18 protein-coding genes are annotated in these 18,587 nt (G+C 64.2%); 10 read left to right on the top strand and 8 right to left on the bottom strand.

Annotated elements, in window-relative coordinates:
• Positions 1–17 precede the first annotated feature (17 nt).
• The gene (locus QQL28_RS09250) at positions 18–1,535 is read right to left on the bottom strand and encodes a glycosyl hydrolase family 79 N-terminal domain-containing protein (RefSeq protein WP_284263930.1); all 1,518 of its coding nucleotides are present in this window, start codon (positions 1,533–1,535) and stop codon (positions 18–20) included.
• 226 nt (positions 1,536–1,761) lie between these two features.
• Between QQL28_RS09250 and QQL28_RS09245 the strand changes: the two genes are divergently transcribed.
• The 8 genes from QQL28_RS09245 to QQL28_RS09210 all read left to right on the top strand — a co-directional run bounded on the left by QQL28_RS09245 (position 1,762) and on the right by QQL28_RS09210 (position 11,310).
• Entirely contained in the window at positions 1,762–3,123 is a 1,362-nt protein-coding gene (locus QQL28_RS09245; RefSeq protein ID WP_284263928.1) for an ABC transporter substrate-binding protein, read from the top strand.
• Positions 3,124–3,199: 76 nt separating this feature from the next.
• Positions 3,200–4,078, top strand: coding sequence for an ABC transporter permease (locus QQL28_RS09240; RefSeq protein ID WP_284263926.1), 879 nt, complete (start codon positions 3,200–3,202; stop codon positions 4,076–4,078).
• Positions 4,075–4,965: an ABC transporter permease gene (locus QQL28_RS09235; RefSeq protein WP_284263923.1), complete on the top strand. Its 891-nt coding sequence runs from the start codon at positions 4,075–4,077 to the stop codon at positions 4,963–4,965. Before QQL28_RS09240 ends, QQL28_RS09235 begins: the two co-directional genes overlap by 4 nt.
• A 13-nt stretch (positions 4,966–4,978) precedes the next feature.
• Positions 4,979–6,085, top strand: a complete 1,107-nt coding sequence (locus QQL28_RS09230; RefSeq protein ID WP_284263921.1) for an ABC transporter ATP-binding protein — start codon at positions 4,979–4,981, stop codon at positions 6,083–6,085.
• Between the two features lie 29 nt (positions 6,086–6,114).
• Entirely contained in the window at positions 6,115–6,603 is a 489-nt protein-coding gene (locus tag QQL28_RS09225; RefSeq protein ID WP_284263919.1) for a (2Fe-2S)-binding protein, read from the top strand.
• 2 nt (positions 6,604–6,605) lie between these two features.
• Positions 6,606–8,993 (top strand): xanthine dehydrogenase family protein molybdopterin-binding subunit, encoded by a 2,388-nt coding sequence (locus tag QQL28_RS09220; RefSeq protein ID WP_284263917.1) that lies wholly within the window; start codon positions 6,606–6,608, stop codon positions 8,991–8,993.
• Between the two features lie 12 nt (positions 8,994–9,005).
• Positions 9,006–9,803, top strand: coding sequence for an FAD binding domain-containing protein (locus QQL28_RS09215; protein WP_284263916.1), 798 nt, complete (start codon positions 9,006–9,008; stop codon positions 9,801–9,803).
• Between the two features lie 16 nt (positions 9,804–9,819).
• Positions 9,820–11,310, top strand: coding sequence for an amidase (locus QQL28_RS09210; protein ID WP_284263914.1), 1,491 nt, complete (start codon positions 9,820–9,822; stop codon positions 11,308–11,310).
• 9 nt (positions 11,311–11,319) lie between these two features.
• Here QQL28_RS09210 and QQL28_RS09205 read toward each other — a convergent pair whose 3' ends face one another.
• The 4 genes from QQL28_RS09205 to QQL28_RS09190 all read right to left on the bottom strand — a co-directional run bounded on the left by QQL28_RS09205 (position 11,320) and on the right by QQL28_RS09190 (position 14,656).
• The gene (locus tag QQL28_RS09205; protein WP_284263911.1) at positions 11,320–11,697 is read right to left on the bottom strand and encodes a TadE/TadG family type IV pilus assembly protein; all 378 of its coding nucleotides are present in this window, start codon (positions 11,695–11,697) and stop codon (positions 11,320–11,322) included.
• Positions 11,694–12,134: a TadE/TadG family type IV pilus assembly protein gene (locus QQL28_RS09200; protein ID WP_284263910.1), complete on the bottom strand. Its 441-nt coding sequence runs from the start codon at positions 12,132–12,134 to the stop codon at positions 11,694–11,696. Before QQL28_RS09200 ends, QQL28_RS09205 begins: the two co-directional genes overlap by 4 nt.
• Positions 12,135–12,208: 74 nt before the next feature.
• Positions 12,209–13,534: a TadE/TadG family type IV pilus assembly protein gene (locus QQL28_RS09195; RefSeq protein ID WP_284263908.1), complete on the bottom strand. Its 1,326-nt coding sequence runs from the start codon at positions 13,532–13,534 to the stop codon at positions 12,209–12,211.
• A 222-nt stretch (positions 13,535–13,756) separates the two neighbouring features.
• Complete coding sequence (locus tag QQL28_RS09190; RefSeq protein ID WP_284263906.1) at positions 13,757–14,656, bottom strand: LysR substrate-binding domain-containing protein; 900 nt, start codon at positions 14,654–14,656, stop codon at positions 13,757–13,759.
• 186 nt (positions 14,657–14,842) lie between these two features.
• Here QQL28_RS09190 and QQL28_RS09185 point away from each other — a divergent pair, with 186 nt between their 5' ends.
• Together QQL28_RS09185 and QQL28_RS09180 are read left to right on the top strand one after the other, a co-directional pair.
• A complete protein-coding gene (locus QQL28_RS09185; RefSeq protein WP_284263905.1) occupies positions 14,843–15,643 on the top strand; it encodes a fumarylacetoacetate hydrolase family protein in 801 nt (266 codons plus the stop codon).
• 165 nt (positions 15,644–15,808) lie between these two features.
• Positions 15,809–16,246: a hypothetical protein gene (locus QQL28_RS09180; RefSeq protein ID WP_431309588.1), complete on the top strand. Its 438-nt coding sequence runs from the start codon at positions 15,809–15,811 to the stop codon at positions 16,244–16,246.
• Positions 16,247–16,255: 9 nt separating this feature from the next.
• Here QQL28_RS09180 and QQL28_RS09175 read toward each other — a convergent pair whose 3' ends face one another.
• The 3 genes from QQL28_RS09175 to QQL28_RS09165 are packed head-to-tail and all read right to left on the bottom strand — an operon-like array spanning position 16,256 to position 18,313.
• On the bottom strand, positions 16,256–16,996 hold the full coding sequence (locus tag QQL28_RS09175) for an IclR family transcriptional regulator (protein ID WP_284263901.1): 741 nt from the start codon (positions 16,994–16,996) through the stop codon (positions 16,256–16,258).
• A 13-nt stretch (positions 16,997–17,009) separates the two neighbouring features.
• A complete protein-coding gene (locus tag QQL28_RS09170; RefSeq protein ID WP_284263897.1) occupies positions 17,010–17,861 on the bottom strand; it encodes an HpcH/HpaI aldolase/citrate lyase family protein in 852 nt (283 codons plus the stop codon).
• Positions 17,861–18,313, bottom strand: a complete 453-nt coding sequence (locus QQL28_RS09165) for a MaoC family dehydratase (protein WP_027524703.1) — start codon at positions 18,311–18,313, stop codon at positions 17,861–17,863. Before QQL28_RS09165 ends, QQL28_RS09170 begins: the two co-directional genes overlap by 1 nt.
• Between the last annotated feature and the right edge of the window lie 274 nt (positions 18,314–18,587).

Raw genomic sequence — 18,587 nt, 5'->3', positions numbered from 1 at the left:
TCGGGTGAGGGCGCTCCTCATCGGCAGGCGGGGTTGGCTGCGTCCGGCATCACCAGGAACGTGATTGTCTTCGGCTCCAAACCAACCGTCCCGGCGGATGTCGTGCGCGCATTGAGCGCTGGAAGCCTGTCGTTGGCATCGAGCTCGAGTGCTTTTCCGTTCAACCGCACGGTCGCGCGTTGCAGCCGCGTCGCATGCAGTGTGTAGCGCTCTGACGCGCTCGGCAGGTTCAGGCTGCGCGACTTGCTCCGCGACGTGTTGATCGCAAGGATGGATACGGCGCCCGGCATCTCGGGATGGCAATGCGCATACAGGTAAAGGTCGGGCGTGCTGCTAGCGCCGGCGTCGAGCACGATCGTTCCCATCAGGCGATGCCACAGCAGCGCGGCCCAGTAGTTCGGGCGCGGCAAAAACGTCGTCTCGTCGAGCAGCCCGTAGTCGCTCGCGGCCAGCGTGTTGTGCATGACGACCCGAACGCCAGCCTTCGCGAGCCGTCCGAGCTGGTCGAGATAGCGGAACGTGTCGAGGAAGGTCGCGTCGGAGGCCTTGCCGCCGCAGGCGGCATCGGCCGTCTCCGTCAGCCAGATCGGCGTGCCCGGTTCGAATTCGTCGCGCAAGCTGCGGTAGATCGAGAGCGCGCGACCGGTGCGCGCGAGCCAATCCTCCGATAGCGCCTGCGCAGGATCATCGCGGACGCCGCAGCGGGGCGAGAGCGTGTTGTAGTGATGATAGGAAAAGCGATCGAGGCCCGCGCCGGATGCTGCGAGCAGATCGCGCGTCCGGATACCGCCGGCCGACGGTGAGGGCGAGTCGCCGACGGAGCTCGGGCCGACCATTAGCATATCGGGCGCATGCTGGCGCATCCACGCGCGGAAGATCGCGAAGTCGCGGCCATAGGCCTTTGCATCATAGCCCGGCGGCGCGCGGTTCATGGCCGCGAGCGTCGGCTCGTTCATGAATTCGGCGGCTGCGATGCGGCTGCCGAGCGACTGCGTGAAGGAGAGAAGCTGTTGCGCCTGGTCGGGCGCCCAACGGCCGTCTGCATTGCGGCTGCCCGCACTGACGGCAAACGACGTCATGATCTCCGCATTCACCGCGCGTGCAAAGTCGACGACACCGCGCCACTGCGCACGGCTCAGCACGGAGTCGAAACCGGGAGGCGGTGCAGCCGGGGCGTTGTCCGTATCGGCAAAGAACGTCGCGTTCGCCCAGGTGCCGCTGACGCGCATATAGGCCGGACCCAGAGCAGCAGCGAGCATGCGCAGCCGTGTGTTGGCGAGATCGATCGGCGGCCTGTAGCTGTAGCGATCCTGCGCGATCTGCGCGTTCGCGTGCGGCCGTCGAGGATAGGGCTTCCAGAAGCGGCCGCCCGTCACCTCGACCATCTCGACATTGTAGGACTGAAAGCGCGCGTCGATCGTGCCGATCGCTTTCATCTGCGCTGGTTCGAGCAACGACTCGCTCGCACCGAGCGCGTGACACGTCGTCGCGACGAACAGCGCAACGCAGATCGCGCGCGTCGCGCGAGGTCGCATGTTCCGTTCAACCCGCCGCTTTGTATACACGCTCTGGCGCCTTCTTATGCGCGCTGCCAAATCCAGATGCAGCGGCGCAAACCATTAGGCCCATTTATATCGCGAATTTTTACTTCCAATTTTACTTCGCAAAATCCGGCCAATAGCCTCACGCGCAACTGATCACATCCGCAAGCCGGTCAATGACGACCGGCGCGAGCGTTCATCGTAGCCAACGAGGGTTGCCATGCTTGACAGGGACAAGGGAAATTCCACTTCCGATCCGGCGGGAACGGAAGCCAAGTTGACCGACAAGTCGACGAAAAAGCTGAGCCGGCGCACACTGTTGAAGGGTGCCGCAGCGGTCGCGGGCGCGGCCGCAGGCTCGGACGCGATCCGCGGTTTCCCGACCATCTGGGCGCAGGAGATCAAGGACATCGAGCTTCGCCATGTCGGCGTCTCCTATTCGGTGGTGAAGGCGATCGGTGACCAGGCAGCCAAGGATCTAGGCTTCAAGGTGACGATGCAGAACCTCGACACCTCCGCCGCCATCAACCGCTTCATAAGCCAGCCTAATACGGTCGACATCGCCGATCTTGAGGGCTGGCAGGCCAAGCTCGCGGCCAAGCGCGGTGTCATCCAGGGCATCGAGGTCAAGAAGATCAAGGAGTTCGACAACATCCTGCCGATCTTCACCAAGGGCGAGATCGACGGCCACAAGATCCCTCGCCAAGGCATCTCGCCGTATGAAGCCATGTATATCGCCAAGCCCGACGCCCAGGACCTCCATGACGGCGTGACCGAATGGGCGACGTTCCTGCCGCAGGTCTACAACGCCGACTCCATCGGCTACCGGCCCGATCTCGTCGGCCACGACGTCACCGAGTGGAAGGACCTGATCGATCCGAAATTCAAGGGCAAGGCCGCGATCCTCGACGTGCCCGCGATCGGCATCATGGATGCTGCGCTCTGCTTCGAGAGCGCGGGCCTGATCAAGTATGGCAACAAGGGCAACATGACCAAGGAGGAGATCGACTTCACCTGCAACAAGCTGATCGAATTGAAGAAGGACGGCCAGTTCCGCGCGACCTGGACCACCTTCGACCAGTCGGTGCAGCTCATGGCGGCGGGCGAGGTGATCATCCAGTCGATGTGGTCGCCGGCGGTCGCCGCGGTGCGCGTGAAGGAGATCCCCTGCGTCTACGCGCCGGTCAACGTCAAGAACGGCAAGGAAGGCTATCGCGGCTGGTGCAACGGCATGGGGCTGATGAAGCACCTCTCCGGCAAGAAGCTCGAGGCCGCCTACGAATATCTCAACTGGTATCTTTCGGGCTGGCAGGGCGGCTTCGTCGCGCGCTACGGCTATTACAGCCCGGTGCCCTCGACCGCGAAGAAGTTTTTGACGCCGGCCGAATGGGCGTTCTGGTACGAGGGCCAACCCGCGCCCGAGGTGATCAACGATCCCTACGGCGTGCCGATGGAAAAGTCCGGCACCAAGCGCGATGGCGGCTCGTTCCTCGACCGCGTCAAGAACATCTCCTGCTGGAACACGCTGATGGACGAAGCCGCTTACATGAACAAGCGCTGGAACGACTTCAAGGTGGCGTAAATCCTGCTTCTCCCTGACGTGAGCGAGAGCCGGCGCGGCGACGCGCCGGCTCCGAGGACCGAAGGCGTTCGCCGATATGCAGTCCAGTCAAACCCCACCACGCGCCAATCTCGCCGGCTGGCTCTGCGTATCGCCGCTGGTAGCGGTGCTCGTCCCGTTCTTCGTGGCGCCGATCCTGGTCGTTCTGGCGGCAAGCTTCTTTGCGACTGACGGCTTTGGCGGGTTGACGCCCGGCTTCACACTGTCGAACTACATCGAGGTGCTGCATTCGGCGCTGACGCTGAAGCTGTATCTGGCGACCATCAAGTTCACGGTGCTGACCTGGATCTTCACCCTGATCATCGGCTTCTTCGTTGCCTACTTCCTGGTGTTCCACGTCCGTAACCAGCTTCTGGCGATCGGCCTGTTCCTGCTCTGCACCGTGCCGTTCTGGACCTCCAACATCATCCGCATGATTTCCTGGATTCCGCTGCTCGGCAAGGAGGGGCTGATCAACCAGGCGCTGCTCGCGACCGGCGCGATCCATCAGCCGCTGGAAGTGCTGCTGTTCTCCGACCTCGCGGTGGTTATCGCCTACGTTCACCAGCTGACGATCTTCATGATCGTGCCGATCTTCAACTCCATGGCGCGGATCGACAAGAAGCTGATCGAGGCCGCCATCGACGCCGGGGCCAGCCGCTTCGACATCATGCGCCTGATCGTGGTGCCGATGTCCAAGAGCGGCATCGCGCTCGGCACCATCTTCGTGGTCTCGATCGTGATGGGCGACTTCTTCGTGGTGAAGGTGATGTCCGGCGGCGGCTCGGCCTCGGTGGTGAGTGCGTTCTACGAGGACGTCGGCGTGCTGCAATACCCGACCGCGGCGGCGAGCGCGGTGCTGCTGACGCTGGTGCTGGTCGCGGTCGTGTCGCTGATCCTGCGTACCGTCGATATCCGCCAGGAGATCACGCGATGAGCGCGGTGCTTACCGACATGCAAGGCGCAGTCGCGCCCGCGACGACCAAGGCGATCGCGCCGAGCCGGGGTCAGCGGCCCTGGACCTTCTACGTGCTCGCGAGCCTGTTTACGCTTTACGTGCTCGCGCTCTACGGCCCGATGATCTGCATCTACATCCTGTCGTTCCAGGATATCCGCGGCGGGCTGGTCTTCCCGATGAAGGGCCATTCGCTGCACTGGTTCGTCGATCTCTTCACGCAGGTGCGGACCGGTGACGTCAAGGGCTCGTTCGATCGCTCGATCAAGCTCGCCGTCATCGTCACCATCATCACCGTGGTGATCTCGTTCCTCGCCGGCCTCGGCTTCCGCCGGCGCTTTGCCGGCGATGCCGTCGTCTTCTACATGATGATCGGCAGCCTCGTCGCGCCGGGCCTGGTGCTCGGTCTCGGCACGGGCCTCTTGTTCCAGGCGCTCGGCCTCAACGCGAGCTGGTACACCTCGGCGCTCGGCGCGCAGCTCTCCTGGACGCTGCCCTTCGGCGTGCTGGTCATGTTCGCGGTGATGTCGCGCTACAACCGCGCGTGGGACGAGGCGGCCTACGATCTCGGCGCGAGCCGCTGGCAGACGATCTGGCTGGTGATCGTCCCCGTCCTGGCACCGGGCATCGTCGCAGTGGCACTGTTTGGCTTCACGCTCTCTTACGACGAATTCGCCCGCAGCCTCCAGACCGCCGGTTCGCTCAATACGCTGCCGCTGGAGATCTGGAGCATGACGCTGAACGTCACCTCGCCCTCGCTCTACGCGCTCGGCACGGTGACGACCATCATCTCCTTCATCGTCATCGGCGCAAGTCTTGGCACCATCGTGCTGATCCAGAAGAAGCGCGGCAGCCGGGCGAAAGGTTAGAGGTTTCTTGGGAATGACGATCGAGCGCGGCGATATCGAACTGGCGGGCGTCTGCAAGAGCTTTGACGGCGTGACCAATGTTGTCGACGGCGTCAATTTGAAGATCGCCGACGGCGCCTATTGCTGCTTCATCGGACCGTCCGGCTGCGGCAAGACCACGATCCTGCGCATGATCGCGGGCCATGAGGATCCGACTGCCGGCGAGATCGTTATCGGCGGCCAGAACGTCGTCGGGCTCGCGCCGGTGCAGCGGCGCACCGCGATGATGTTCCAGTCCTACGCGCTGTTTCCGCATCTCACCGTGCGCGACAATATCGCCTTCGCGTTGCGCGTCCGAGGCCTGTCAAAGGCCGACCGCCTGCGCGCGGCGGATGCGATGATCGAGAAGGTGCGGCTGACGAGCTTTGCCGATCGCCTGCCGGCTCAGCTCTCCGGCGGCCAGCAGCAGCGCGTCGCGCTGGCGCGCGCCGCGATCACCGAGCCGCGGGTGCTGCTCCTGGACGAGCCGCTGTCTGCGCTCGACGAGCAGCTCCGCGTGCAGATGCGTCAGGAGCTGCGGCGGATGCAGCAGGAGCTCGGCATCACCTTCATCCACGTCACCCACACCCAGCTCGAGGCGATTGCGCTCGCCGATCTCGTCGTGGTGATGGAGCAGGGCAGGATCAAGCAGGCGGGGCGGGCGCGGGACGTCTACGCCCATCCGCACGACCGCTACGTCGCCGAGTTCATGGGCGGCCAGAACGTGCTATCGGGCCGGGTCGAGAAGGTGAACGGTGCGAGCTTCGTGCTGGCGCAGGCCGCGCCCGGCGGCATCGAGGTGCCGCTCCAGGCGCGGGCGAAGATCAGTGTCGGGGACACCGTCGATATTGCGGTGCGCCGTGACGACGTCACGCTGGTCAGGCCGGGACAGGCGCTGCCCGCGGGCTGCTCGACCTCGCTGCCGAGCCGCGTGCTCGCGATCGAATACCAGGGCTATTTCGTCAAGGTCATGCTCGACGCCGTGCCCGACGACGAGTTCGTCGCCTATGTGCCGGAAAAGACCTTCTTCGCAGATCCCCTCAATGTCGGCGATGTCGTGTTGGCCACCTGGACAACCGACCGCGCCCGCCCGCTTGCCTAAAGACCCGTCGCGCACAGGGAGTTTTGATCGTGCAGATATCCTTCACACTCAACGGCCGGCCGACCACGGTCGATGTCGAACCGGCAACGCTCGTCGCCGAGCTCCTGCGCGAGCAGCTCAACATGACCGGCACCCATATCGGATGCGACACCAGCCAGTGCGGCGCCTGCGTCGTGCATCTCGACGGCCTCCCGGTGAAGAGCTGCACGCTGCTCGCACCCGCGCTCGACGGCGCGACGCTTCTGACCATCGAAGGCCTCCAGGGCGCGCCGGACTCGAACCGGCTGCACCCGATGCAGGAAGCGTTTCGCGAGAACCACGGCCTGCAATGCGGCTTCTGTACGCCCGGCATGGTGATGACGGCCGTCGCGCTCGCCAAGGACAAGCCGTCACTGAGCGAGGCGGAGGTCCGCCACGGTCTCGAAGGCAATATCTGCCGCTGTACCGGCTACCAGAACATCGTCCTGTCCGTGATGGCCGGTGCGGCGGCCATGAATGCTGCGGCCAAGGGAGAGTGACCATGGGCAACGTGATCGGCATCGGCGCGGCTCCGAAGCGAAAGGAGGACCAGCGCTTCCTCACCGGACGCGGCAACTATGTTTCCGACATCAAGCGTCCCGGCATGGCGGCCGGCGTGTTCGTCCGCTCGCCGCATGGACATGCGATCCTGCGCGGCATCGACAAGAGCGCCGCGCTGGCCGCATCCGGCGTCGTTGCCGTGCTGACCGGCGATGACGTCGCGGCCGACGGCTTGGGCTCGCTGCCGTGCGGCTGGGGCATCACGGATGCCAAGGGCGTGCCGATGAAGGAGCCGCCCTTTCCGATGCTGGCGCAAGGCAAGGTGCGCTTCGTCGGCGACATGGTCGCGTTCGTCGTCGCGGAGACGGTGGAGCAAGCCAATTCGGCGGCCGAGCTGTTGAAGATCGACTACGAGGTGCTGCCCTCGGTCGTCGGCGTGCTCGATGCGGTCCATCCAGGCGCGCCGCAATTGTTCGACGACGTGCCGAACAACATCTGCTGCGACTGGGAGCTCGGCGACAAGAGCGCGGTCGAGACCGCGTTCCGCAAAGCCGCGCATGTCGCAAAGCTCAGCCTCGTCAACAACCGCCTGATCGGCAACCCGATGGAGCCGCGCGCGGCGATCGCGGAATACGAGCCCGGCACCGACCGTTACACGCTGTGGAGCACCAGCCAGTTTCCGCATGTCGTGCGCTTCCTGATGGGCGCGCTGGTGCTGAAAATCCCGCAGCACAAACTGCGCGTGGTGGCGCCCGACGTCGGCGGCGGCTTTGGCGTCAAGCAGTTCCACTATGGCGAGGAGGCCGTGATCACCTGGGCCGCCAGGCGCGTGATGCGGCCGATCAAATGGGTTGCAAGCCGCTCGGAAGGCTACGTGTCGGACCGCCACGGCAGGGATCACGTCACCGAGGCCGAGCTGGCGCTGGATGAGACCGGGAAATTCCTCGCCTTCCGCGTCAAGACGCTCGCCAATATGGGCGGCTATCTCTCGACCTTCGGGCCGAACATCCCGACCAATCTCTATGGTCCGCTGCTCAGCGGCGTCTACACGATGCCCGCGATCTACTGCAACGTGAAGGTGGTGTTCACCAACACCGTGCCGGTCGATGCCTATCGCGGCGCCGGCCGCCCCGAGGCGACCTTCGTGCTGGAGCGCATCGTCGATGTCGCGGCCGCCGAGATGGGGATCGACCGCGTCGAGATCCGCCGTCGCAACATGATCCCGAAGGAGGCCTATCCCTATCAGACGCCGGTGCTGGTGCAGTACGATTCCGGCGATCCGATGGGATGTCTCGACGGCGCGCTGGCCGCGGCCGACGTCAAGAACTTTGGTGCGCGCAAGGCGGCCTCGCAGCGCAAGGGCAAGTTCCGCGGACTCGGCTACTCGACCTATGTCGAGGCCTGCGGTCTCGCACCCTCGCGCTTCGCCGGCCGGCTGGGCGCGCGCGGCGGTCTCTATGAGAGCGCCACGGTGCGCGTGCATCCGACCGGCCAGGTGACGGTCATGATCGGAACGCATAATCACGGCCAAGGACATGAGACGACCTTCGCGCAGATCGTCTCGGACAAGCTGGGGGTGGCTTTCGAGAATGTCGACATCGTGTTCGGCGATACCGATCGCGTGCAGTTCGGCATGGGTACCTATGGCTCGCGCTCCCTCGTCGTCGGCGGCGCCGCGCTGTCGAAAGCCGCAGACAAGGTGATCGTGAAGGGCAAGAAGATCGCTGCGCATCTGCTGGAGGCCGCCGAAGTCGATATCCAGTTCGAGGCCGGAAAGTTCTCGGTGGCGGGCACGGACCGCACGAAGACGTTCGAGGAGATCGCGGGCGCCGCCTACGTGCCGCACGACTATCCGCTCGAGGTGCTGGAGCCTGGGCTGGAGGAGCAGGCCTATTACGACCCGGTGAACTTCACCTATCCGGGCGGCTGCCACATCGCGGAGGTCGAGGTCGATCCGGAGACGGGAACGGTGACGCTCGTCAACTACACCGCGGTCGACGACGTCGGCACCGTCATCAACCCGATGATCGTCGAGGGGCAGTTGCACGGCGGCATCGTACAGGGCGTGGGGCAGGCGCTCTACGAGAACGCCGTCTATGACGACGGTTCCGGCCAGCTCCTGTCGGGATCGCTGATGGATTACTGCATGCCGCGCGCGGATCATCTGCCGATGATGAAGGTCGCGACCCATTCGACGCTGTGCACGCATACCCCGATGGGCGTGAAGGGCTGCGGTGAGGTCGGCACCATCGGTTCGCCAGCCGCCGTCATCAATGCCGTGGTCGATGCGCTGTCCCATCTCGGCGTCACCCATGTCGACATGCCGGCAACGCCGAACCGGATCTGGCGCCTGCTCCAGAATGCGTCGCTGCCGGTTGCGGCGGAATAGGGAGGACAAAGAATGAAACCGTTTGCCTATCACCAGCCGGACCAGATCCCCGATGCTGCAAAGCTCTTGACCTCGATCGAGGACAGCAAGCTCGTGGCCGGTGGCATGACGCTGATCCCGACGCTCAAGCAGCGGCTGGCAAGCCCCGCCGCGCTGATCGATCTTTCAAAGCTGGCGGGCCTCAAGGGCATCAGCGACGGCGGCACCACGATCACGATTGGTGCCATGACGCCGCATGCGGAAGTCGCCGCATCGAAGCTCGTGCAGGCCAAGATCCCCGCGCTTGCCGCGTTGGCTTCCATGATCGGTGATCCCGCCGTGCGCAGCCGCGGCACCATCGGTGGCTCAGTCGCAAACAATGATCCGGCGGCCGATTATCCCGCCGGCGTGCTCGGGCTTGGCGCGACCATCGTTACCAGCACGCGCGAGGTTGCGGCCGACAAGTTCTTCCTTGGCCTGTTCGAGACCGCGCTTCAGCCGGGCGAGATCATCACGGCGATCCGCTTTCCCTTGCCGCTCAAGGCCGGCTACGCAAAGTTCAAGGCGCCAGCCTCGCGCTATGCGCTGGTCGGCGTGCTCGTCGCAAAATTCGCCGATGGCGTGCGCGTCGCCGTGACCGGCGCCGGGCCCGGCGTGTTCCGCGTTCCTCCGATGGAGCAAGCGCTGTCGCAAAATTTCGATCCGTCGGCAATCGCGGCGATCAAGATCGATACCGACGGCCTCACCTCCGACATTCACGCCGAGGCCGACTACCGTGCGCATCTCGTCACGGTGATGGCCAAGCGCGCCGTCGACGCGGCGCTCGGATAGACTGCTGGGCTTGATGATGACTGATGGTTCCGGCCGAACGGCCTCCTTGCCGACGCCGACTGGCCTCGGCGCGCTCTCTGCAACCGAGATCCTCGCCGGCTACAAGCGCAAGGCATTCACCCCGCGCGACGTCGTCGACGAAACCATCGCGGCGCTGGAGGCGACCGATGCGGCCTGCAACGCGGTGGTGACGCCGATGTACGAGCAGGCGAGGGCGGACGCCGATCGCCTCACGAAGGAGATGCGCAACGGCGAAGTCAAGGGACCGTTCGCCGGCATTCCCGTGACCATCAAGGACCTGGTGTTCGTCGCCGGCGTGCCGGCCTATGGCGGCTCGCCGCTGAACAAGGCTTTCGTGCCCGACGTCGATGCCGCCGTGGTGTCGGCGCTGAAAGCATCAGGCGCGATCATCACCTGCAAGACGACGACGTGCGAGTCCGGCTACAAGCTCACTGCCGACAGTCCCGTCACCGGTACGACGCGAAATCCCTGGAATCTCGATCGCACCAGCGGCGGATCGAGCGGCGGCGCGGCGGCAGCGATTGCCGCCGGCTGCGGCCCGATCGCGATCGGCACCGACGGTGTCGGCTCGATCCGCGTGCCCTCGTCCTTCTGCGGCGTGTTCGGGCTCAAGCCGACCTTTGGACTCGTGCCCCGCTCGCCCGGATTCTCGCCGCCGTCCTGGGCCTCGCTCGCACATACCGGGCCGATCACGCGCACGGTCGCGGATGCCGCACTCGCGCTGGAGATCATCGCAGGTTACGATTTGCGCGATCCCGCGAGCCTTCCGCTGTCGCCGCGCCGCTTCGACACTAAAGTCGTGCCCTTGAACGGCGTTCGCGTCGGCGCCAGCGTCGATCTCGGCTATGCCGCGGTCAGCCCCGACGTGCGCGCGGCCTTCAACAAGGCACTCGCCATCCTGGAATCCTGCGGCGCGAAGGTGAGCATGGACGGTCCGGGACTGGACCCGGGAATCCTCGAGCACACGCTGAAGCCGATCGCCTTCACGGAGCAGGCGGCGGCGGTCGCTAGCCGGACAACGGCCGATCTTGCAGGCTCCGAAACCGACTACCGCGATGTGGTCAGCGCCGGCCGTCACTATAGCGGCACCGAGTACATCGAGGCGGGCTATCGCCGCGGCCAGGCGCGCACCGCGTTCCTGAAACTGTTCGAGCGGGTCGACGCGCTGGTGACGCCGACGGTTGCCGTGACGGCGTTCGAGGCCGGCCGGCTCGGCGTCGACCGCATCGATGGCATTGCGGTGGATCCGCATCTCGGCTGGTCGCCGTTCACCTGGCCAATCAATCTTGCAGGGCTTCCGGCGGCGACGTTGCCCTGCGGCTTCGATCGCGACGGCATGCCGATCGGTTTGCAGATCGTGGCGCACTGGCTCGACGAGCCGACGATCTTCCGCATCGCTGCCGCGTTCGAAGAGGCACAGCCATGGTCAAGATTCTGGCCGCCGCTGGCGCTGCGCGAGCAAGGTCGTGCGCGGGCAAAGGCGTAACGTCTCCACTCAGCTCGGAAAGCAGGCCTGGGCCGTCACGGTTAGCGGCGAGAGGTTAAGCACTTGTGGAAACTGGAATACGTAGCTCGCATTGACCTGGTTGCCGCAAGCCGGCGTGGAGTAGGTGAAAGTCTGTGCTGGAAGAGTGAGGCCGAAGGCCTGCTGGGCGGCGTAACCGGTAATGGCGTCGCTGCTCGGACAAAGCGTCGGATTGACGGTTGCGCAGCGCGCCGCCATTTGCGTCCCATGTTGCAGGCCAAGCTGAGTCCAAAACAGCAGCCCGAACTCGATGATTCCAAATATGAACAGAAAAAAGACTGGAGCGGTCAGAGCAAATTCCAGCGCGGTAGCTGCTCGATTGTCTCGCCATATCGTCGTGAACTTCACTGCAGCCTCGCAGTGGATTGAGCGTTGTAGGTGTAGGTTGCAGCGACAATCTGATAGTTGATCAGCGTATAGTACGTCGCCTGCGCCGAGACCGTCGCATATGTTCCGGCCTGCGCACCGCCCGTGCAAACCGTACCGCAGCCAACACTGCTAACTCCTCCGCTCGTTGGGCAGCCGCAAAACTGAACAGGCCCAGGTGAAGCCGTGATAGCCGTGGAGTTCGTTGCGCTCGTCACCGCGCTGGAAATTCCGCTCGTATCAAAGCCGCGCGCAATGGCATATTGCGCTCCGGCTTGCGCCGCCTCTTCAACCTGCATCTTGCGATAGACGGCGAGCCCAATATCAGCCACTGAGACAACCATCAGCGACAACAAGGGGACCATGATGCCGAATTCGATGGCAGCCGCGCCACGTGTGTCGCGCGCGGCAGTGCGCATGCACCCAGACAGGGCATAAGGCAGGCGACTTCGGTTCCTTGATGATGACGTTTCGCTTTGCATCGGAGCCAACCTCATTCGACGAGTTGCGCGGTCTGCGAGCCGATCGTCGCAGTGCCTAGCGCGGAACAATTGACCTGAAGATTCGACGTGCCGGTGAACGTCAGCGTATCCGCGATGATCTTGGTGCACGAGGTGCTCGTGCCATTGCCGCCGCTGAAGCTCAGATTGGCCTTTGGCAGGTAGATGGCTCCGCCGAAGTTTTGGGTGCTGCCACCTGTCAGATTGAAGGCAGTCCCGGCCGGCATGCTGCGGTCGCCGTACATGACGATCCCCTTGGTGGAGCCGGTCGTCGGCGCCGTCAAATCGATGATGGCGTTGCTGCCGATTGAGGCCGTGCCCCAATTGCTGCCCGAACCGGTAAAGACGAGAGTGACGCCAGTGCCCGTGATGGTGGCATTACCTGAGACGCTCAGGTTGGCGCCGTCCAGGTAATAGATGCCCGCGCTTAGGTTCAGGGTGGCTCCAGCATTGACGGTAATGTTGCCGCTGTAGCAGCCGGGACTGAGGGAGTTGGTCTTCCCATTGGCGTTGATCGTGTACTTCTTGTTGTCGCAGCTCGGCTCCGAGGGGGGAGATACGTTTGCGTAGGGATCAGAGATCGGCCGCATATGCGTTCGGACGCCGTTGGTCGCCGTGATATTGCTTGCACCTGAGACGTCGCCGACCACTCCGACCTGATTGGCGGAGACTGTGGCGCTGCCGGCAACGTTAAGGGATGGGCTTCCGCTGGAGTTGCTGTAGAGGTTGCACTTGATGAGATTGAGCTGGTTGCTGCCGCTCACGTTCACGGCCGGGCTCGCGCTCGAATTCAGCGCCAGCACGCAGCCTGTCCCGGAATTTGGCAGGGCGACCGCACGCGCCGTGATGACCACCGGATCCGAGCCGAACAGCGACGACAACAGCCGCTGTTGCGGTTGGCTTACGATGACTTCGATTGCCTGCGCGTTCGTGGCATAGTTACCTGTCGTCGGTGGCTGGTTCACCGTGATGGTGACGTTCTCCACCGCGTTGGCATAGCCGTAATTCGCCGTGACCGCGTTGGCTTCGGAGCGCAGATCGCCGCCGGCACTTACGGCGGTTGCTGCGCTTACGGCGCCAGAATCCGCGGCGCTCTGCATATTCTTGTGTTTATAGTACCACCATCCAACCTCGGTGCCGAGGCCCGCGGTGCCAACCAGAACAGGCATGAGCAGCGCAGACACAATGACGTAGCTGCCGGACTCGTCTCGAGCAAACCGTTGCAACAAGCTGCGCCAGCCAGGTCGCAGCCGTGCATCACGCTTCGATGAATGGCGTGAACCGTTGAAGGAGCGACTGCGGATCTTCCTGAGGCTCATGTATCCTCCCGGAGGGCTTGCCACTTTTTCCCGAATGTGGCCTAGCCGCTTTAAAGGCGCCCAAATCGAAATGTGAAAATTTTAGGAAAACCGACGCAATGTCGGCACGGCGCTTTTGAGCGGCAAGTCGGCTCGATCAGTGCCGCTCTCGACCAACTATCTTTGCTGATTGTGCATCGGTTCGTCGGCAACCATTGATGCCGCCGTGGATCCCGATACGATTCAGGACAGCTCGATCGGAATGCCGCGGCCGCTGAGTTCTTCGTCGAGGCGCAAATAGTGCGCGAGATAGTCGTGCAGCGCAGTGGCCGCTTTCGAGGTGGCGCCGCTCGATTTGTAGAGCAGGAGCTCGACCTTCGGCAGCGGCGGCAATCCCTCGTTCGGGCCGATCTCCCGCATCGCCGGCACCAGCGCGCTGCGGCCGAGCACGGTCACGGCCATGCCGGCAAAGGCGGCCGCCTGCAGGCCGCCGACGCTTTCGCTGACGCAGGCGATGCGCCAGCGCAGGTTCGCGCGCTCGAGCGTATCGATCGCGTAGTCGCGGTAGATGTTGCCTGGCGGCAGCAACGCCAGCGGGATCGGCCGCTCCTGATGCGCGGCCGACTGCTCGCCGGTCATCCAGACGAGCTGCTCGCGGCGCACCACCTGGCCGCCGGTGAAATCGTTCATGCGGGTGACGAGCGCGATGTCGACATCGCCGCGCTTGACGAGACCGACGAGCGGCGTCGACAGCGCGCAATTGAGCTCGACCTGGATGCGCGGAAAGGACTTTCGGAACACGCTCAGGATCGAGGGCAGCATGAAGGCGGCGTATAGATCCGGCGTGCCGAGCACGACCTGGCCTTCGATCTCCTGCGATGCGAGCTGCGAAATCAGCTCGTCGTGCAACCGCAGGATGGATTTGGCGTAGGTCAGTACCGTGGTGCCGTCCTCGGTCAGCGTCAGCCGGCGGCCGCCGTGCAGGAAAAGCTGCTTGCCGGTCAGTTCCTCCAGCCGCTGCAATTGCAGGGTGATCGCCGGCTGGGTCCGGCCGAGCCGGCGCGCGGTCTCGGTGATGCTGCCGGTCTCGACGACCGAGATCAGCGACCGGAGCATGCGGATATCGAGACTGATGAGGTTCATGCGGCGTCCATGTCGCCCAGAATTTATGCAAGTTCCATGCTAGAGGGGAAGGCAAATCGGGTCGCGCGAGGCGCCGCAGCGTGCCATCGCCTCGGCAAATAGGACGACGCCGACCACATTGCCGCGGCCGGCCACATCCATTATCAGCCGGATGGGCAGCAGCGCTGCCCCACGGGAGCATAAAACATGAAAAGGACCTCCTCACCCTCGCGGCGCGATCTGCTTGCGACCGCCGCCGCGGCAACGGCGGCCACCATGGCCGAAGCTCCGCCGGCCGCCGCGCAGACGGGACCGAAGCCGATCTTCCCGGTGCCGATGACCGCCATTCCGATCGTCGGCGAGACCAGCGTGTTCCAGGTCCGCCGCATCTACTGCATCGGCCGCAACTATGCCGCGCATGCGATCGAGCGCGGCTCGGATCCGAACCGCGAGCCGCCGTTCTTCTTCCAGAAGCCGACCGATGCGATCCAGAACGTCGCCGTCGGCGAGGTCGCCGAGCATCCCTATCCGTCGCTGACCAAGAATTATCATCACGAGGTCGAACTCGTCGCCGCGCTGAAATCCGGCGGCAGCAACATCCCGCCGGAAAAGGCACTCGATCACGTCTATGGCTACGCGCTCGGTCTCGACATGACGCGGCGCGATCTTCAGAACGGCATGGCCGCGGAGAAGAAGCCGTGGGAGATCGGCAAGAGCTTCGACCATGCCGCGGTGATCGGCCCGATCCATCCCGCTAGCAAGACCGGCCATTTCGAGAAGGGCGCAATTTCGCTCGCCGTGAACGGGACCGTGCGGCAGAACTCGGATCTCAGCAAGATGATCTGGAGCGTGGCCGAGCAGATCGCAAAATTGTCGGAAGCGTTCGAGCTCAAGGCCGGCGACATCATCTATTCCGGCACGCCTGAGAATGTCGGTCCCGTCGTGAAGGGCGACGTGCTCTTGTGCAAGCTCGAGGGCCTGCCGGACATGTCGATCAAGATCGTCTAGGAGTTGAGCCGCTTCCGTCGGGACAACCATCCCGGCGGAGTTTCGCTGACGGCCGGAGTTCCATCGGCTGATTGCCCTGTGTTGGGCGATAAACAAACGTCCTGCTGCCATATTTTCGTAAGAGTGAATTCCCGTGAGGGAGGCGCGCCGATGAACAGATTTTTGATGGCCGCAGTCGTGATGCTGGCGTTGGTTCCGGCAGGTGCCGTTGCGCAGGAGCGCGCCGGCGATGCTGCTCTTGGAGCCGTCTCCGGCGCTATCGTGCTGGGGCCGGTCGGTGCCGTAGCCGGCGCCTTTGTTGGCTATGCCGCCGGCCCTTCCATCGCGCGCTCGTGGGGTTTGCGCGGTTCCCGGTCGGCGACGAGCCGGCAACGGGCACGCAGAGAAGCCAATCGCGTCCCGAGTTCGGCGTCTCCAGCGCCAGCCCCGGTGGCCCCGACGCCCGCCTCTGCGACCCCGGGTCCCACGAGCAGTAGGGCGATGGAAGCCAATGGCCGCGTCGCTCAAATGGGGCCGGCTAGTACTCCGCCAGCGCACGCTGCGCCTGCTGCTCCCGCTGCGCCGACGCAGACCTCAATGCCGGCGGCTCAGGGATTCGAATAAATCTGCAGACTATGCGGCCGTCTTCGGCCGCAGCCGATCGATCGTCCTTGCGATCAGCGCCGCAACATCGGGCACTTTGGGGCCGATACGAAACTCGGGCCCCGCGACAACAACAGAGAGGCGCCGATCGCCGATCGGCAGCGGGATCGCGGCGCCTGCGAGGTCGCGGCTGTAGTCGCCAAAGCTCTGGCAATAGCCGCGGGCGATCGAATTGCGCAGCTCCGCTTCGACCGCCTCGATGCTGATCGGCGTCGACGCGCCATACGGCCTGAACTCGATCTTGCGATAGAGCTGGTCGCGCTCCTCCTTGGAATATTGCAGCAGCAGCGCGCGGCCGCTGGCGCTCGCATGAATGGGAATGCGGTGGCCAATCGTCGCGAAGTAGCGGATCGGGGCCTGCGACTCCACGACGTCGATGAACACCGCCATGACTCCCGATGGCGCAACGATGGACGCGGTCTCGCCGGTCTCCGCCGAAAGCTCCGAGATCAGCGCATGCACCCATGGCGGCAGCGGCTCGACTTCGGACACCATCCGGGCCAGCGTCAGCCAGCGCGGCGTCGGGTAGTAGCCGCCGCGCCGCCGCGGCTCGTAGAGATAGCCCTTCTCCGACAGCGTCGCGAGGAGGTTGAAGGTCGACGAGCGCGGCCAGCCGAAATGATCGGCGATCTCCGCGAGCGTCGCGGGCTTCTTGGCCTGCGCGAAGTATTCCATGATCTCCAGGACATTGGCGGCTTGGCGAACGATCATTTGGGATCGCGTCCTAGGGTAGGCCAAGGATCTTCTTCGCGGCGCGAAGATGCGGCTTGTCGATCATCATGCCGTCGAGGCGCAGCGTGCCGGAATTAGGATTGTCGGCGAAGGCCGCGATCACCTTCTCGGCCCATGTCCGCTCGGCGTCGGTCGGCGCGAACGCCGCGTTGACGATGTCGACATGCTTGGGATGGATCAGTGCCTTTGCGGAGAATCCATCACGCCGCGCGGCACGCGTCTCCTGCTCGAGGCCGGCGAGGTTGTCGATGTCGGTATAGACGGTGTCGATCGGCGCGACCTCCGCTGCGGCCGCCGCCATCAGGCAGAGATCGCGCGCCAGGCGATAGGGGCTATGAAATAAACCGCCGCTGGCCTTCTCGGTGGCGCCCAGCGAAGCGGAGAGATCTTCGGCGCCCCACATCAGGCCGGCGAGGCGAGGAGAGCAATCCTTGTAGGTGCCGAGGCCGAAGATCGAGCCGGCCGTTTCCGTTGCGACGCAGACGATGCGGGTCGAGCCCAACGTGATGCCGGCGGCCGCCTCGAATGCGTCGAGCCACAGCGCGACCTGCTGGACGTCGTCGCCGCCGCGCGATTTCGGCAGCACGATGCCGTCGGGCGCGCCGGGCATCACCGCGGCGAGATCGGCGAGCGTCATCCCGGTGTCGAGCGCGTTGACGCGGACATAGAGCTGGTGCGAGCCGCGGCGGCCCTTCAGCATCGCAAGCGTGAGCTTGCGCGCTTCGTCCTTCTTCTCGGTGACGACGGAGTCTTCGAGATCGATGATCAGGGCGTCGGCCTTGCCTTCACTCGCCTTCTCGAATTTGCGTGGGGAATCGCCCGGCACGAACAGCATGGAGCGCATCAGACCGGCCTCTTGTGCATCATCGCCATGCGGCGGCATTTGCCGACGATCTCGTCGTTCTGGTTGTAGGCATGGTGCTCGAACTCGACGATGCCTGCCTTCGGGCGAGATTTGGATTCCCGCACCGACAGCACCTTCGTCGTCGCCCGCAGCGTGTCGCCATGGAACACCGGTTTGGGGAAGGTCACGTCGGTCATGCCGAGATTGGCGACGGTGGTGCCGAGTGTCGTGTCATAGACCGTCATGCCGATCATGATGCCGAGCGTATAGAGGCTGTTGAAGATGCGCTGGCCAAATTCGGTCTGTGCGGAGAAATGCGCATCGATGTGCAGGGGCTGCGGGTTGAGCGTCAGCAGGCTGAACAGCGTGTTGTCCATCTCCGTGACCGTGCGGGTCAGTGGATGTCTGAACTCCTGGCCGACCGAAAAATCCTCGAAGTAAAGGCCGGCCATCCTGTCTCTCCGTCCAAGCCGATGGTTCAGATGCATGAATCCGGGGTTCGAAATTCCGACCCGTGAGGTGAGCCTTCCCCCCGCCTTCCGACGCATAGCCCCATGCATTGTTCATAACCTTGACAGATAAATTCACATATATGTACGTTTCGCTCAAGCAAGAAATGGTGCGAGGGGCCAGCGGCTTTGAGCTGCGGGCTCCGGCGTTGCTACGCGTCTGGGAGAAACGAATGAACAAGAAGCTCATCGAGGCAGTCGAGCCGAGGTCCTGCTA

The organism is Bradyrhizobium iriomotense, assembly GCF_030160715.1.
Classification (GTDB): Bacteria; Pseudomonadota; Alphaproteobacteria; order Rhizobiales; family Xanthobacteraceae; genus Bradyrhizobium; species Bradyrhizobium iriomotense.
This window is presented reverse-complemented; position numbering and strand designations above follow the sequence as displayed.